This is a genomic window from Phenylobacterium deserti (genome assembly GCF_003254705.1).
GTDB classification, from domain to species: domain Bacteria; phylum Pseudomonadota; class Alphaproteobacteria; order Caulobacterales; family Caulobacteraceae; genus Phenylobacterium; species Phenylobacterium deserti.
Genome location: NZ_QFYR01000005.1, coordinates 252,167 through 267,738 on the forward strand (window position 1 = coordinate 252,167; position 15,572 = coordinate 267,738).

13 protein-coding genes and 1 tRNA gene are annotated in these 15,572 nt (G+C 66.9%); 3 read left to right on the top strand and 11 right to left on the bottom strand.

The features are described from left to right. Nucleotide 1: 1 nt before the first annotated feature. From DJ018_RS17915 to DJ018_RS17955, 9 genes are all read right to left on the bottom strand, one after another. On the bottom strand, nt 2-2,344 hold the full coding sequence (locus tag DJ018_RS17915) for a TonB-dependent receptor (protein WP_111516342.1): 2,343 nt from the start codon (nt 2,342-2,344) through the stop codon (nt 2-4). 197 nt (nt 2,345-2,541) lie between these two features. Then, on the bottom strand, nt 2,542-4,188 hold the full coding sequence (locus DJ018_RS17920) for a glycoside hydrolase family 43 protein (protein ID WP_111516343.1): 1,647 nt from the start codon (nt 4,186-4,188) through the stop codon (nt 2,542-2,544). 11 nt (nt 4,189-4,199) lie between these two features. Then, the gene (locus DJ018_RS17925) at nt 4,200-5,477 is read right to left on the bottom strand and encodes an MFS transporter (RefSeq protein WP_111516344.1); all 1,278 of its coding nucleotides are present in this window, start codon (nt 5,475-5,477) and stop codon (nt 4,200-4,202) included. A 185-nt stretch (nt 5,478-5,662) separates the two neighbouring features. Beyond that, nucleotides 5,663-6,034, bottom strand: coding sequence for a DUF3574 domain-containing protein (locus tag DJ018_RS17930; protein WP_165842968.1), 372 nt, complete (start codon nt 6,032-6,034; stop codon nt 5,663-5,665). 53 nt (nt 6,035-6,087) lie between these two features. Beyond that, nucleotides 6,088-7,254, bottom strand: a complete 1,167-nt coding sequence (locus DJ018_RS17935) for an isovaleryl-CoA dehydrogenase (RefSeq protein ID WP_165842969.1) — start codon at nt 7,252-7,254, stop codon at nt 6,088-6,090. 48 nt (nt 7,255-7,302) lie between these two features. Continuing rightward, nucleotides 7,303-8,724, bottom strand: coding sequence for a lysozyme (locus tag DJ018_RS17940; RefSeq protein WP_111516346.1), 1,422 nt, complete (start codon nt 8,722-8,724; stop codon nt 7,303-7,305). 90 nt (nt 8,725-8,814) lie between these two features. Beyond that, nucleotides 8,815-10,251: a magnesium transporter gene (gene mgtE, locus DJ018_RS17945; protein ID WP_111516347.1), complete on the bottom strand. Its 1,437-nt coding sequence runs from the start codon at nt 10,249-10,251 to the stop codon at nt 8,815-8,817. Nucleotides 10,252-10,312: 61 nt separating this feature from the next. Continuing rightward, nucleotides 10,313-10,397, bottom strand: a tRNA-Leu gene (locus DJ018_RS17950). A gap of 80 nt (nt 10,398-10,477) precedes the next feature. Further along, the gene (locus DJ018_RS17955) at nt 10,478-10,792 is read right to left on the bottom strand and encodes a FliM/FliN family flagellar motor switch protein (protein WP_111516348.1); all 315 of its coding nucleotides are present in this window, start codon (nt 10,790-10,792) and stop codon (nt 10,478-10,480) included. Nucleotides 10,793-10,804: 12 nt separating this feature from the next. Here DJ018_RS17955 and lipB point away from each other — a divergent pair, with 12 nt between their 5' ends. Continuing rightward, complete coding sequence (gene lipB, locus DJ018_RS17960; RefSeq protein ID WP_111516349.1) at nt 10,805-11,527, top strand: lipoyl(octanoyl) transferase LipB; 723 nt, start codon at nt 10,805-10,807, stop codon at nt 11,525-11,527. 14 nt (nt 11,528-11,541) lie between these two features. On the opposite strand, the gene DJ018_RS17965 is transcribed toward lipB, so the two are convergent. Continuing rightward, on the bottom strand, nt 11,542-13,521 hold the full coding sequence (locus tag DJ018_RS17965; protein WP_111516350.1) for an acetyl-CoA carboxylase biotin carboxylase subunit: 1,980 nt from the start codon (nt 13,519-13,521) through the stop codon (nt 11,542-11,544). Nucleotides 13,522-13,658: 137 nt separating this feature from the next. Between DJ018_RS17965 and msrB the strand changes: the two genes are divergently transcribed. Next, nucleotides 13,659-14,153: a peptide-methionine (R)-S-oxide reductase MsrB gene (gene msrB / locus DJ018_RS17970; RefSeq protein ID WP_111516414.1), complete on the top strand. Its 495-nt coding sequence runs from the start codon at nt 13,659-13,661 to the stop codon at nt 14,151-14,153. Here the strand turns inward: msrB and DJ018_RS17975 are convergent. After that, nucleotides 14,048-14,611 (bottom strand): hypothetical protein, encoded by a 564-nt coding sequence (locus DJ018_RS17975; protein WP_111516351.1) that lies wholly within the window; start codon nt 14,609-14,611, stop codon nt 14,048-14,050. The genes msrB and DJ018_RS17975 overlap by 106 nt on opposite strands. A 147-nt stretch (nt 14,612-14,758) precedes the next feature. Here DJ018_RS17975 and DJ018_RS17980 point away from each other — a divergent pair, with 147 nt between their 5' ends. Further along, on the top strand, nt 14,759-15,556 hold the full coding sequence (locus DJ018_RS17980; RefSeq protein ID WP_111516352.1) for a phytanoyl-CoA dioxygenase family protein: 798 nt from the start codon (nt 14,759-14,761) through the stop codon (nt 15,554-15,556). Nucleotides 15,557-15,572 lie beyond the last annotated feature (16 nt).

Genomic DNA, 15,572 nt, shown 5'->3' on the forward strand with positions numbered 1-15,572 from the left:
CTTAGAACTCCGCCGAGATCGAGAACTGCACCGTGCGCGGCGGACCCGGCCGGAAGGTGGCGGGCGTGTTCACCGTGGTGCTGATCGTTCCCAGGTAGTCTTCGTCGAAGATGTTGTCGATGTTCACCCGGGCCTTCACCTGCTTCAGCGGGCCGACGAAGAAGCCTTCGCCCAGGTCCACATAGGCGTTCCAGATGGTGTACCCATCGGTGCTCTCGGTGTTCACGAAGTTGGTGAACCGGTCCGAGATGTGGCGCATCGACAGGTTCACCACGGCGCCGGGCGCCGGCTCGAAGGTGACGCCGCCCTGCACCACCCATTCGGGGAAGTCCGGCACGCGTTTGTCCGCGATCAGGAAGGTCGCGTAATTGTCCTGGAATTCCGAGACGTTGTAGCTGGCGTTGGTGTTGAAATAGATCCTGCCGCCCAGGAAGGCGGGCTTCCACACGCCGCTGAATTCGGCGCCATGCGCCTCCACCGCACCGACGTTCTGGAAGAAGGTCTCCAGCTGGGTGCTGCCCGGCACCGGCGAGGAGAACGACTGCAGCCGGTTTTCGAAGGCGGTCTGGTAGACCACGAACGAGGCGTTGAAGGTGCGCCGGTTGGTGCGGATCCCCAGCTCGTAGTTCTTGGCGGTTTCCGCATCGGGCGCGGGAACGATGGGACTTGCGGCCGAGAAGATGTCGTCCGCCCCGCGCGGCAAGGCCATGTTCTCCGTATAGGACGCGAAGATCTGCTCGCGGCTGGTGACGGAGAACACTGCCCCGATCTGCGGCAGGAAGCTGTCGCTCCAGTCGGCTGTCAGGGTCGGACGCCGCTGGGCGATGAAGTCGCCTGGGTTACGCGCGCCGGAGATCTCATAGTCGATGTTCAGCGTCTTGAACCCGGCCTCGATCTTCAGGCGGTCATCGAGGAGACTGAGGGTGTCCTTGACAAAGAACTGCACGGTCTCGCGCGTGGAGACGTAGTTGCGCTGAAGGTGCACCGGCTCGTTGAACAACGGGGCGCCGTCGGGGTGGCCGTTCTCGACGTTATAGCGCTGCTGCGTGCGGTGGTAGTCGTCCTTCTCAACCCAGACGCCGGCCTGCAGGCTGTGCATGCCCAGCTCCCAGGTGGCGCGGCCGGTGACACCCTTTCGAGTGCCGTCGATACCGGACAGGCCGTACTGGATCCCACGTGGCGCGAAGAGGCCGGGCACCACCAGGCGTTCGGCGTTGTGGCTGGTCAGCGAGGTCGCATAGGCTTCCGGCGAGACGCCATAGCCGTCTTTCTCTTCGTAGTAGGCCGTCGCGGAAAGATCGATGGGCCCTGCCCGGCCGGCCAGGGTCAGACCGTAGAGATGGTCCTGCCGGCTGTTCACCGCGAACTTATAGTACTGGTTGTAGTTGGCGTTGGAATACGGGACGCCGGCTGCCGCCGTGGGCAGGGACACGGCGGTGGCGGGCGAGCCGACGGCGCCTGACTGGGGCACGTATCCGAGGTAGGCGAAGTAGCGGCCTGAACGGCCGAAGATGTCGCCTGCCGTCCCCTGGTACTGCGCCTTGGTGATCGAGGGGCTGTCGTAGTCGAAGTAGTCGTTGTGCACCGTCTGGAAGGTCGCAACGAAATCCCCGCGGCGGTACTGGATCTTGCCCTCGTAGTGCTTGCGGTCAATGGAGCCGGGACCGCGCCACAGGTCCCCCTTGATCAGCGATGCGCTGGCGAAGGCGGAGAAGCCTGCATGCTCGCCGGTGTCGAGGCGCAGGAAACCGCGGCGAAGATTGTCGCTGCCCAGGGTGAAGACCGTCATGCCGCCGGCCTCTTCCTCCGGCGGGCGGGTGTAGTAGTCGACGATCGGACCCAGCGACGAATAGCTCGGCAGGCCAAGCCCGCCGGCGCCCGAGGAGGCGGTCACCCGCGCCAGGTTCTCGTTGTCCACGTAGCGGTAGATCGGGCTGCCGCCGAACTGGTCGGAGCGGCCCATCGGGATGTCATCCAGCAGGAAGCCGATCTGCTGGAAGTTGAAGGCGCGCACGCTGACCGAGTTGCCGAACTCGTACATGCCGAGCGCGTCGTTGGCCTGGACGTTGAAGCCGGGCAGGCTCTCCAACATCTTCAGGCCGGTGACGCCCGCAGGCGCCGAAAGAAGCGCCTCGCGGGTGATCGACACCGTGGCGGTGGGTTCATCCGTGCCGATGGCCACGGTGGCGTCGGACACCCGCGCGCCGGTGACGACCAGTTCCTCCAGATTGGACGGCGGATCGGCGCTCTGCGCCAGGGCCGGAGCCGCGATGACCAGCGCCGAAGCGCCCAGAAGGAAGGTGCGCAGCCGCATCCGCGCGCGGCCGGTGGTGGAAGACGCCATGTTGTGAACCCCTCGACACATCACTTGTCGAAGAAGCTTCACCAGCGTGGCGCGCCGCCGGAAGCATCCGGGTCCGGATCAACGCTGTTCGGTTCGCAACTGACCGTCAAACGCGCAGGGCGCCTGCTTCTGGTTCAGGCGCCCTCGCGGGCTTCGCCTTATCCGTGCGGCTCCGGCAAAGCGGCGCCTGACGTTGTCTAGGCGGTGGGATCGATGCGGTATTCGCGTTCCTGGTAGTCGAACCAGCCGAAATCCGCCGGCCGCTGGGTTCCTGAGGTGTCCTGGCAAGCCATGCCGACAAAGGCGCCGGTGAAGTTCGGAAGGCCGGGCGCCGTGGCCTCGTCCGACAGGATCGAGGCGTCGAACTGTTCCGGCAGCCAGGTCCAGTCATCCTCGCCTTCGAGCCGGAAGGCGAAGCGCAGCCGCTCGAGATCGACCTCCACCCGCAGCTCGATGGCATGACCCGGCGGGATGGCGATGGGCTTGGTGAAAGCGTCGGCCTGCGGGCTGTCCGGCAGGGCGCTCATGACCTGGATGCACTTGCCGACACCCGCCTCGTGGGTGACGTGCAGATAGTGGAACTTGGAGCTGTTGTAGTAGCAGACCAGGCCGGCGGCCTGCTGGAAGTGTTCGGGCTCGAACTCCATCCGGGTGGCGGCGGAGTAGCAGTGCGCCTGCTGTCGACGGGCGACGAGCGCCTGCCGGAAAAGGCTGCCGATAGTCTCGCGTCCGAACAGACGCAGATGGCCGGGCCGCGCCGTCAGGCTGAACAGCTCCTCCGGATAGGGCGAGCGCAACCACTGGAAGTCGATCGGCAGCTGCGGTCCCTGGAAGTGGGTGCGCGGCGGCGCCGACTGGAACGGCTGTTCCGGCACGTCCGGCCCCGCGCTCTCCAGAACGGGCGCGCCGTCTCCCGCCTCGGTGTTCAGCCAGCCGTCCTCGTTCCAGACCATCTTCTGGAGCGCCGTCTCCCGGCCAAGGGTGCAGCGGCCGCGGTTCGGCAGCGGCCGCCCGCAAAGATAGGCCATGTAGGTCTCGCCCTGGGGCGTCTCCACGAGCGAGGCGTGACCGGCCCGCTGGAGCGGGGCGTCGGGCCGATCGCGCGCGGTCAGGATCTGGGCGCGCGGGTGAAGCTCGTAGGGACCATGGAGGCTGGGCGCCCGAGCCAGGGTCACGGCGTGGTTCCAGGCGGTGCCGCCCTCGGCGGTGATCAGGTAGTACCAGCCGTCCCGCTTGTAGAGGTGCGGCGCCTCGGTCAGGCCGAGGGCGGTGCCGGGGAAGATCACCTCCCGCTCGCCGACCAGCTTGCGCTCGGAGGGCGAGTACTCCTGCAGGACGATGCCGGCGAAGCGGTTGCGGCCAGGCCGGTGATCCCAGAGCATGTTGACCAGCCACTTGCGGCCGTCGTCATCGTGGAACAGCGACGGATCGAAGCCGCTGGAGTTCAGGTAGACCGGATCGGACCACTCGCCGTCGATCTTCTCGGCCGTGACCATGTAGTTGTGGAAGTCGCGCAGGCTGGCGCCGGAAGCGCCGCCCACCGTCGTGCGGCCATAGCGCTTCACGTCGGTGTAGATGAGGTAGAACAGACCGTCCGAATAGGACAGCGCTGGGGCCCAGACGCCGCAGCTGTCCGGATCGCCCAGCATGTCCAGCTGGCTGGCGCGCGTCAGCGGGCGGGTCAGAAGCCGCCAGTTCACCAGGTCGCGGGAATGGTGGATCTGCACGCCGGGGAACCACTCGAAGGTGGAGGTGGCGATGTAATAGTCCTCCCCCACCCGCAGGATCGACGGGTCTGGATTGAAGCCGCGCAGGATCGGGTTGCGGATCGTCCGTTCGGTCATGTCACGCGCACTCAAGGATTGGGGATTTCTTCAACTGGCCTGCCAGCCACGGGGCGGTTGCGGACAAAAGTCCAGAGCACCACGGCGCCCGCAAGGTCGAGCACGCCGAGGGCCACGAAGAACGGATCGTATCCCACGGTCGCCACGAGGCCGCCGATCATCAGCGAGAAGATCAGCACACCCAGGTTGCCGCAGGTCCCGGCCATGCCGGCGACCGTCGCAACCTCGCTGCGCTTGAACAGGTCGGAGGCCATGGTGATCACCGTCACCGACAGCGTCTGGTGGGCGAAGCCGCCCAAGCACAGCAGCGCGATCGCCGCATAGGGGCTCTGGACCGTCGGCACGAAGATCATGCCGGTCATCATCAAGGCGCCCAGGGTGAAGGCCCCTCGCCGCGCGTTGATCAGGCTCACGCCGCGCTTCTGGAGGAACAGCACCACCGCGGGGCCGAAGAGGCAGCCAAGGTCGGCGGCCACGAAGGGCAGCCAGGCGAACAAGGCGATCTGCTTGAGGTCGAAGCCGCGGGTCGTGGACAGGTACAGCGGCACCCAGAAAGCCAGCGTTCCCCAGGTGGGATCGGCGAGCAGACGCGGAATGGCGATGCCCCAGAAGTCGCGGCGCTTCATGAGCTGCCAAACGGACGGCTTGGCGCCCGTCTCGGCCAGGTGCTCTTCCTGGCCTGTCGCGATCAGGTCGCGCTCGTCCGCAGACAGTCGCTTGTGCTTGTCCGGCGTCTGGAAGAACCAGAGCCAGAGCACCACCCACACCAAGCCGATGACGCCGGTGATCACAAACGCAGCGCGCCAGTTGAACGCCAGGATCGACCAGGCCACCAGCGGCGGCGCCAGCATGGAGCCGAAAGACGCGCCGATGTTGTAGGTGCCGCCGGCGAAGCCGCGCTCCCGCGCCGGAAACCAGGTAGCCACCGTCTTCATGCCTGCGGGGTGCCCCGAGCCCTCAGCGAAGCCCAGGAAGCCCCGCAGAACGGCGAAGGTCGGCCAGGTGTTGGCGAAGGCGTGCGCGATCGAGATCAGCGACCAGCCCGTGGCGAACAGGGCGAACCCGATCTTCAGCCCGATCGAGTCGAGCACGTAGCCCACCACTGGCTGCAGCATGATGCCGAACTGGAAGGCGCTGGTGATGAAACCATACTCCTTCTCGTGGATGCCGAGTTCCTGGAGCATGGTAGGCGCGGCGACGCCCATCACCGCGCGCGTCAGGTAGTTGATCACCGCACCCAGGGTGACCAGGCCGATGATCCACCAGCGAAGCGCCTTCATCGTCCGCATTGTGGTCAGACCTTCCGCCCGAAGGCGGTGGATGGGAACGTGAACATGTCCTGGGCCTCCGAGGCGCCAGCGTCGGGTTGGCCCCGATCGTCACGCCGTCATCGCTATCTCACATGCGTATGTCGAGGCGTCCAGACCTTGAGCGTCGGGCGCCCTCGACCGCGTCGGGAGATCAGACCATCACCTCAGAAGGAAACGCAGGCCGGCTGGGTGATCAGCAGCACCGACTCCTGCTGGAAGCGGGTCTTGTAGGCCGCACGCACAGCCTGCAGCCGCTGAGTGTTCTCGCCCTGCTTCGGCAGGACGATCAGCACGATTTTGGAAGCCTCGCGCACCAGCTGGTTCTCGGGCCCGCGCCACTGTCCGCCGCCGTTGAAGACGGTGAGGCCGTCAGGGAAGCGGGGCGTCAGCTCCTCGTCCACGAACCGCACGAACTCGGCCTCGCTGACGCGGGGCGCGTCGCCGATGTTGCGGCCGAAGAACAGCTGAGCCGTGCTGAGCCGCTCCTGACCTGCGGGGCACATGTCCTCCGCCTCGGCATGTTCGACGTGTTCCACGCTAACGCATCCCGCCAGCGCAAGTCCCACCAGAAGCGCGGCCCCCGCCAGCCTCATGTCCCGATCAACTCCCGTCCGATCAGGAAGCGCCGGATCTCATTGGTGCCAGCGCCAATGTCGTAGAGCTTGGCGTCGCGCAGCAAGCGTTCCACGGGGTACTCCCGCGTGTAGCCTGCCCCGCCGAGGGCCTGAATCGCTTCGAGAGCCACCTTCACCGCGTTCTCACTCGCCATCAGGATCGCGCCGGCGGCATCGTATCGTGTTGTCAGGCCCGCGTCGCAAGCCTTGGCCACGGAATAGACGTACGCGCGGGCGGAATTCAGAGCCACGTACATGTCCGCAATCTTACCCTGCATCAGCTGGAAGCTGCCGATCGGCTTGCCGAACTGCTTGCGCTCGCGGACGTACGGCAGGACCACGTCCAGGCAGGCCTGCATGATGCCCAGCGGCCCGGCGGCAAGCACCGTCCGCTCGTAGTCGAGCCCGCTCATCAGGACGCCGACGCCGCCGCCCACCGAACCCATGACGTTCTCTTCCGGCACCTCGCAGTCCTCGAACACCAGCTCGCCGGTGTCCGATCCGCGCATGCCCATCTTGTCGAGCTTCTGGCTGACCGAGAAGCCCTTGAAGTCCTTCTCGATGAGGAAGGCAGTGATCCCGCGGCTGCCGCCTTCGGAGTCGCTCTTGGCGTAGACCACAAGGGTGTCGGCATGCGGCGCGTTCGTGATCCAGAACTTGGCGCCATTCAGCACGTACCGATCGCCGACCTTGCGCGCCGTGAGCGTCATGGAAACCACGTCCGAGCCGGCGCCCGCCTCGCTCATCGCCAGGGAGCCGACATGCTCGCCGCTGATGAGCTTGGGCAGGTAGCGGCGCTTCTGCTCCTCCGAGCCCCAGCGCCGGATCTGGTTGATGCAGAGGTTGGAGTGCGCGCCATACGACAGCCCGATGGACGCGGAGGCGCGGGAGACCTCCTCCATGGCCACCACATGGTCGAGGTAGCCCAGGCCTAGGCCGCCGTAGGCCTCCTCCACGGTGATGCCGTGCAGCCCCAACTCGCCCATCTGCGGCCACAGCTCGCGCGGGAAGTTGTTGGTTTCGTCGATCTTGGCGGCCAGCGGCGCGATCTTGTCGGCGGCGAAGCGCGCAGTGGTCTCACGGATGGCGTCGGCGGTCTCGCCGAGGCCGAATTCCAGCGTGGGTCCGGTGTTCGGGATCATGCCCGAGCGTTAGCATGCGCCGCCCGCGCCCGCGAGGTTGCCCCGACGTCAGAAGCGCGGGAGATCCTTGCGGCGCCGGCGCTCGGCCGCCTGTCCCAGCCGCTGGAGCAGAAGAAACACCGCCACCACGAAGAAGGCGACGCCCGCCACGCCCGCCAGCCAACCGACGGTCAGCGGGGTCAGCAAGCCTGTCGCGGGGCCAGGGCGCGCGTTCAGCGCCCAGAAGATGCCGCCGCCGAAGAAGGCCAGCCCGATCACCGCCAGTAGGAACAAGGCCGCAAAGCCGGTGGGCGCGGGTTCAGGCGCCGTGTCGCGGCGCGGCGCGAACTCGTATCGCTCGGTGTCGTCGATGACGACGCGCGGCGCCTCGGCGGCCGCTTCGGGCTCAGGGGCGAGTGCTTCGTCCCCCTCAAGCTGATCGTTGGCAGGCGGCGGCGGCGCGAACAGCTCCGAAGGCGGCTCTTCGGCCACCACCACCGGCGCGGGCGCGTCTTCTGGCGCAAGCTCCGGCTCGATCACGGGCTCAGCGGCGAGTTCCTCGGGCGCTTCGTCGGTCGCCGGCGCGGATTCTGCCGGTTCCGTCTCGCCGTCGGAGGTGGATGCCTGCGGGGACGGCCCCTCTACGGAGACGTCCGGCTCGAGTTTGATGGGCGGTGCGAAGTCGACTTGCGGCCGGGGCTCCTCCGGTAGGAGCTCAAGCGGCTGGACAGAGGCGTCGCCCTCACCGTCCTCAGTGGCGTCCGGCTCACCGAGGCCGATCTCGGCGAACCCCGGCTCAGGGAAGATGGTCTGCAGGCGCGCGGTGATCTCTTCCGCTGCGGCCCGGATGGGGCTTGTCTCTTCCGGCTCCACGGGACGCGGCGCCGAGACCGGCTCGCCCACCCGCTCCGCCACCGCCTTCTCACCCTCAAGCGGAGCGGCGAGCGTGGTGGCCGGCTGGCGTGGCGCCAGGTCGAAGCTGTCGAGATCAAGCAGCGGCTTGAGCAGCGGCGACGGGGCCGGCGTCCAGTCTCCGCCGGGCGGCGTGAGGAACAGGAGCTTCTCGGCGGCGCGCCGGCGGATCAGCGCATCGACCACGATGCGTTCGCCCTCGAACTCGGCCTTGCGCCATAGCTCCATGGCGAAGGCGGCCTGGATCAGCGCCCCTTCATTGACCCGTTTCAGCACGGACGAGCGTCGGAAGTTGTCCAGGCCGATGTTGAAGGCGAACGCGCAGAGCGCGTCGAACTGGTTCTGGGTGAGGGTCGCGAAGGTGGTCTCGTTGACCACATGGGCGACGGTGATCAGATCGTAGAGCAGCAGGGCCTCGGCGTCCTCGTCCGAGACCACCGCACCTTCGCGCGCCGTCAGCGTGTGGCCATAGCCGATCGTCCAGCGCCCGTCGGGCAACTGGGCGGCCTTTCGGCGATAGCCCTCGAACCGCTTGATCAAGTCGATCGCGGCGCGGGAGACCTGATGGCGCGGCTTCATGGCGCTGTTCGGTGACCCAAATTGACACGGACGCGCGAGCGTCAGGGCTCGCGACGCAAGTCCCAGGCCGAAGGATAGCGGCGCAAGTGTTTACAACAGGATGAGGGCCGCCAGGCCGAGGAAGCCGAAAAAGCCGGTGAAATCGGTGACGAAGGTCACGAAGATCGAAGAGGACACGGCGGGATCGCGCCCTGCCTTCTCGAGCGCCAGCGGAACCAGGGCGCCCGCCAGCGACGCGACGAACAGGTTCAGCACCAGGGCCAGGCCGAATGCTATGGACAGACGGATGTCGTGGAACAGCACGAAGAGCGCTGTCCCGGTCGCAAGCGCCAGGCAAAGCCCGTTGAGCAAGCCGACCATCATCTCGCGGCTGACCGTGCGCACGGCGTTGACCGCAGACAGTTCGCGGCTGGCGAGCGCACGCACCGCGACAGCCAGCGTCTGCGTGCCGGCGTTGCCGCCCAGCGAGGCCACGATCGGCATCAGCACGGCCAGCAGGGCCAATTTGACGATCTCGCCTTCGAAGGCGCGGATCACGCTGACGGACAGAGCGGCGGTCAGCGTGTTGATCAGCAGCCACGGCAGGCGCGAGCGCACAATCCCCCAGACGCCGGCGTCGCGGCCCACGTCGGTGACCCCGGCGAGCGCCAGGATGTCTTCTTCGCGTTCTTCCTGGATGACGCCGACGATGTCGTCGACGGTGATCTGGCCCACCAGCCGGCCGCCCGGCTCCACCACGGGGGCGGAGATCAGGTGGTACTTGTCGAAGATGTAGGCGACCTCTTCCTGGTCCATGTCGACCGGGATTTCGGTGACCTGCTCCATGATCTGCGCCAGCGGGGTGCTGCGATTGCTCCGCAGCAGGTGGCTCACCGGCGCGGCGCCCACCGGCTTGTAGCTGGGGTCGACCACATAGACGTCGAAGAACAGCTCGGGCAGCTCGTCACTTTCGCGGCGCAGGTGATCGATGGTCTGTCCCACCGTCCAGAACTGCGGCGCGGCCACCACCTCGCGCTGCATCAGGCGGCCGGCGGTCTCATCCCCATAAGCCAAGGAGGTTTCGATGGCCGCCCGCTCCATTTCGGGCATGGCGGCCAGGACCTGGGCCTTCTTGTCCTCCTCGAGGTCGTCGACCACGTCGGCGGCGTCGTCCGACTCCATCTCGCCCAGCGCCTTGGCAAGGATGGCGGACGGGACGTGCTCGAGGACCTCCTCGCGGATTTCGGTGTCCAGCTCGGAAAGGATCTCGGCCAGGGCTTCGGGGTCGAGGTGCGGCAGCAGCTCTTCCCGGCCGTCAGCCGAAAGGAAGCCCATCAGGTCGGCGATGTCGGCCGGGTGCAGGGCGCCCAGCAGGTCACGCAGCCGTTCGGCGTCGCCCCGGTCCAGGGCGTCCACCACCATCGGCACGAATTCGGGATTGAGGGCGTAGTCCTCGCCGAGGGCGAGATCTTCCAGGTCTTCCGGCGTTTCGGGCGCCGGCTGGTTGAGGGTCCGTAGGTCCAGGGGTTCGTCCGAGTCGCTTTTCATGCGGACCTCCCTGGTTCTGGACGGACGGTTTTCCTCAGCCTCGTTGAAGACCCTGATTCACTGGTGCGGTCGAGAAGACTCGAACTTCCACGGGTTGCCCCACAGCGACCTCAACGCTGCGCGTCTACCAATTCCGCCACGACCGCTCGTGGTGAGGCGCGGCAGGTAGCAAAGGAAGATCGGTTTGTGAAGGGCGTGCTTCGTAAAGGACGAAAAAGCCTGGGGATCAGGCGTTGCCGGCCATGAAATCGTAGACGTTCGCCTCGCGCGTCACCGCGATGGAGATACGATCGTCGTTGATCTGGATCTCGCCGCGCGCGATCGGGTGGTTGTTCGCCAGGATCCAGACTTCCTCGTTCACGCTGGCGTCCAGGGGAATCACCGCCCCCCGGCCCATGCGAAGCAGCTGGGCCATAGGCAGGGTCGAGCGCCCGAGCACCACCTGGATCTCGACGTTGACGGCATTGACCTGGCTCACGAAAGAACGCCCCCGACCCGAATCTCCCGCGCGTCCCTTTGCCGACGGCGAGTACGGGCCCACATTGGCCGTGACATGCTTGACCGTGCGTTAAACTCTGAGGCGATCCCACCGCTCTTTGGGCGGGAAGACGGCGTGCCTGCAGGGTGGGCGGTCTCCAGCAAGTTGGTCGACTACCCCGCCGCCGTGGCCGCCATGGAAGCGCGCGCCGCAGCCATCGCCGAAGGCGCAGCCGGCGAGCTCGTTTGGCTGGTGGAGCACCCTCCCCTCTACACGGCGGGCGTTTCGGCGAAACCGCAGGACCTGCTGGAGCCGAACCGATTCCCAGTGTTCGAGACAGGACGCGGGGGGCAGTTCACCTACCACGGGCCAGGGCAGCGCGTGGCCTATGTGATGCTCGACCTGACCAAGCGCCGCCGCGACGTGCGCGCCTTCGTTGCGGCGCTGGAAGCCTGGGTGATCGGCGCCCTGGATCGCTTCAACGTTTCCGGCGAGATCCGCGACGGTCGCGTCGGCGTGTGGGTGGAGCGCAAGGGTCCCGGCTGGTCCCGCGAAGACAAGATCGCAGCCATCGGCGTGAAGCTGCGCAAGTGGGTGTCGTTCCACGGCATTGCGCTGAACGTGGAGCCTGATCTGTCCCACTTCGGCGGCATCGTGCCCTGCGGAGTGACGGAGCATGGCGTCACCAGCCTGGTGGACCTTGGTCTGCCGGTGACCATGGACGAAGCCGACGAAGCCCTGCGCGCGAGCTTCCGTCAGATCTTCGGAGCCGTTGAACCTGTCGAGCCGCCGCTCTAGAGGCTGCGCTCGCGTCAGGCGAACTCCACCAGCACCTCGTCGGCCGCCACGCTGTCGCCTGCGTTGGCGCCGACGCTCTTCACCACCCCGTCCCGTTCAGCGCGAATGATGTTCTGCATCTTCATCGCTTCGAGCACGGCGACCACCTCCCCGGTCTTCACCTCCTGGCCGGGCGCCACGTCGAGGCTGACTACCAGCCCGGGCATCGGCGAGAGCACCATCTTCGAGGTGTCGGCGGCCTGCCTGGGCGGCAGCTTGGAATGCAGCTCCGCCGAGCGGGGCGTCAGCACCAGCACGTGCGCCCTGGCGGCGCGGTGACGGATCGAGAAGCCCTCGGCAGCCGGCTTCACCTCGGCCGTGAACGGCTGGCCGTTCAGCAGCGCGCGGAACGTGGGCAGCCCCGGCCGCCAGGCGATCTGCGTCAGCTGCAGCGAGCGGCCTTCGCCAAGGAATTCGACGCTGTAGGCCTCACCGCCGTTGGCGATGCGCACGGTCCGCTGCTCACCGTTCTCGATCACCACCCAGTCGGTGCGTTGCTGGTCGGAGGCGGCGCGCTGCATCTGGATGCGGTGCATGGCGCAGGCCGTGGCCGCCATCAGGTCGCGCTGGAACTCCGTCGGCGCAGTCCCGTGGAAGCCATCGGGAAACTCGTCCTTGATGTAGTTGGTGGACAGTTGGCCCGAGCGGAACCGCTCCTGATCCATCACCGCGGCAAGGAACGGCACGTTCTGGCCCAGTCCCTCGATGTGGAAGTCCTCCAGCGCCCGGCCCATGGCGTCGATCGCCGCCTCGCGCGTGGCGGCCCAAGTGGACAGCTTCGAGATCATCGGGTCGTAGAACATCGAGATCTCGTCGCCTTCGCGGACGCCCGCGTCGTTGCGGACCCGCGCTTCACCCGCCTCGCCTTCGGACGGCGGGCTGTAGCGGACCAGGCGCCCGATGGACGGCAGGAAGCCACGATAGGGGTCTTCGGCGTAGATCCGGCTCTCGATCGCCCAGCCGTCGATCTTCAAATCCTGCTGAGCGAACGGCAGGGGCTGGCCGGCGGCCACGCGGATCATCTGCTCGACCAGATCCACGCCGGTGATCAGTTCGGTGACCGGGTGCTCGACCTGCAGCCGGGTGTTCATCTCCAGGAAGAAGAAGCTCTTGTCCTGGCCCGCCACGAACTCGACCGTGCCGGCGCTGTCGTAGCCGACGGCCTTTGCGAGAGCGACCGCCTGGGCCCCCATGGCCGCGCGGGTCGCCTCGTCGAGCAGAGGGCTCGGGGCCTCTTCGATGACTTTCTGGTTGCGCCGCTGGATGGAGCACTCGCGCTCGAACAGGTGGACGACATGGCCGTGCTTGTCGCCCAACACCTGGATCTCGATGTGGCGCGGACTCTCGATGAACTTCTCGATGAAGATGCGGTCGTCGCCGAAGCTGGCCTTCGCCTCCGCGCGCACGGCAGGGAAGCCTTCCTCGACGTCCTGGCGGTTCCAGGCGACCCGGATGCCCTTTCCACCGCCGCCGGCCGAGGCCTTGATCATCACCGGATAGCCGATCTCCTCGGCGATGCGGATCGCGTGGGTGGTGTCGTCGATCTCGCCCACGTGCCCCGGCACGGTGGAGACGCCCGCCTTGGCGGCGAACTTCTTGCTCTCGATCTTGTCGCCCATCGCCTCGATAGCGGCGGGGTTGGGCCCGATGAAGACGATCCCCTCGTCCGCGAGACGCTTGGCGAAGCCGGCGTTCTCGGACAGGAAGCCGAAGCCAGGGTGGACAGCCTCGGCCCCCGTCTGGCGGCAGGCGTCCACGATCTTGTCGGCGACGAGATAGCTCTGGGCCGCCGGCGCGGGGCCGATGAACACCGCCTCGTCCGCCATCTCCACCGCCATCGAGTCGGCGTCGGCTTCCGAGTAGACGACCACCGTGGCGATGCCCAGGCGGCGGCAGGTCTTGATGATGCGGACGGCGATCTCGCCGCGGTTGGCGATCAGGATCTTCGAGAACATCAGGTGAGCATTACCCGGTCCAGGGGCCACGTCACTAGCGGCCGAGATTGTTACATCCGGCGACCTTCGGACTTGGGCCGCGTTCTGGCCCGGAGCCCGTCTACCGAACGTGCGGCCGAGACCTTAGATTGGAGGCCATGACCATGCCAGAAATCTCCCCTTCGGGTTTCGACCTGACCCCGCCCACGCCCGATCAGCGCAAGCGGCTCGAAGCCGGCCTCACCCGCGAAGAGTCCGACGTCCTGCTGCATCACGGCACGGAAGCGCCATTCTGCGGCGGCCTGCTCGATCAGAAGGATGACGGCGTCTACTGCTGCCGCCTCTGCGGGCTGCCGCTGTTCCAGCACAAGACCAAGTTCGAGAGCGGCACCGGCTGGCCCTCGTTCTGGGCTCCGATCGATGAAGCGCATGTGAAGGGGGTGCGTGACACCTCTTACGGCATGGTCCGCATCGAGACCCGCTGCGCGCGCTGCGACAGTCACCAGGGTCACGTTTTCCCCGACGGTCCGCCGCCCAGCCGCCTGCGTTACTGCATCAATTCGGTCTCGCTGGAGTTCGTGCCGTCCGGCGCGCCCTTGCCGGATCGTTTGGGGCGCGGTGAGTCCTTGCCGGCGACGCCCGTCTCTTCCTGAGCGATTGCGCCTTCCGGAATCGGGTGCTGATCTTCCGTGGTCAGCACCCGATGAAGAGTCTGGAACAGGAAAGCGGTGGACCAGCCCAGGAGCAGCATGCCGTTCAGGGACTCCAGCACCGCGACGATCCGCCAACCGTCGGAGACCTCCGCGTTCATCCAGCCGGCGGTGGAATAGGCGCCGGCGGACACGAACAAGGCCTGCTCCAGGCCGTCGGTCGCCTCTCCGGCCAGGAACAGCAGGGCGTAGGCCCAGACCTCAAGCCCGTGCAGCAGAAACAGCGCCGTCGCCACGGCGAGCGGCACCAGCAGCCGATCCAGGGGCAGCCAAGGCGTTCGCCAATGCTCGATGTGGTAGGCGGTGGCCCGCAGGATCCCCATCAGGCCAACCAAGTGCGTGGTGACAGTCAGGGCGACCATGCCGAACGAGATGAGCAGTTCGCCCCAGAGGCCTGGCACAACATTCCCTTGGATTTGCAACCGCACAGCGTGCTGAACCGCTGAGAGTTCCGGCGATGGAACGGCCTGACGTCGTGCGACGATCCGCCGTCCAAGCGTGGCTGGAGGTGCGGCGTTACCTTTCCTCCGCTCAAGGGAGGAGCCTTCATGAAGCTTACGCCTGAACAGGCCCGCGCCCATGCGGACGAGGTGCGTGAAACCAGTCTGACGGTCCTGCGCGGCCTGATCCCGGTCGAGACGATCGACCGCTGGAACGCCGCCTTCCAGCCGCTCCTGTCGGCCGCCATCCAGCGCGAACGCGACAATCCGAACCGCGGGCCCGAGCGGTACTACGTCACCCTGCCCTTTCAGGATCTTTGGGCCGACCCGCGCATCTTCGACAACGACGCGATCATGGCTGTGGTGGAGGAGCTGGTGGGCGCCGATGGCGTCATGTGCCAGCTGGCGAGCGACACGCCCTGCCTCGGCTCCGACTACCAGGATCTGCATCGCGACACCCAGCTGTTGTTCCCCGAGAGCGGCGTCGAGACCCCGCCTTACCAGCTCGCGGTCAACTTCCCGCTGGTGGACGTGACGGACGAGAATGGACCCCTGGAGTACGCGCCGGGCACCCACATGATGTCCAAGGCAGAAGGCATGGCCAAGGTCGAGAGCGGAGAAATCCCGCTGATCCGGGGCTACATGAACCGCGGCGACGTGATCATCCGGGACGTGCGCCACATCCATCGCGGGACCCCCAACAAGACCGGCGTGCCGCGTCCGATGGTGGTGATCGGCTACTCGCGCCGGTGGCTGTTCCGTCCGGAGGTCAACATCCGCATTCCCGCTGAGGTGCTGGTCGGCCTGCCGGAGCGGGCCCGCCGCTGGCTGCGCTTCAACCCAGTGTTCGAGAGCAAGGCGGAAGCTGGGCAGCAGGAAGAAAGCTACCGCGCCTTCGCCTACTAGGAAGCAGGCGCCCTCC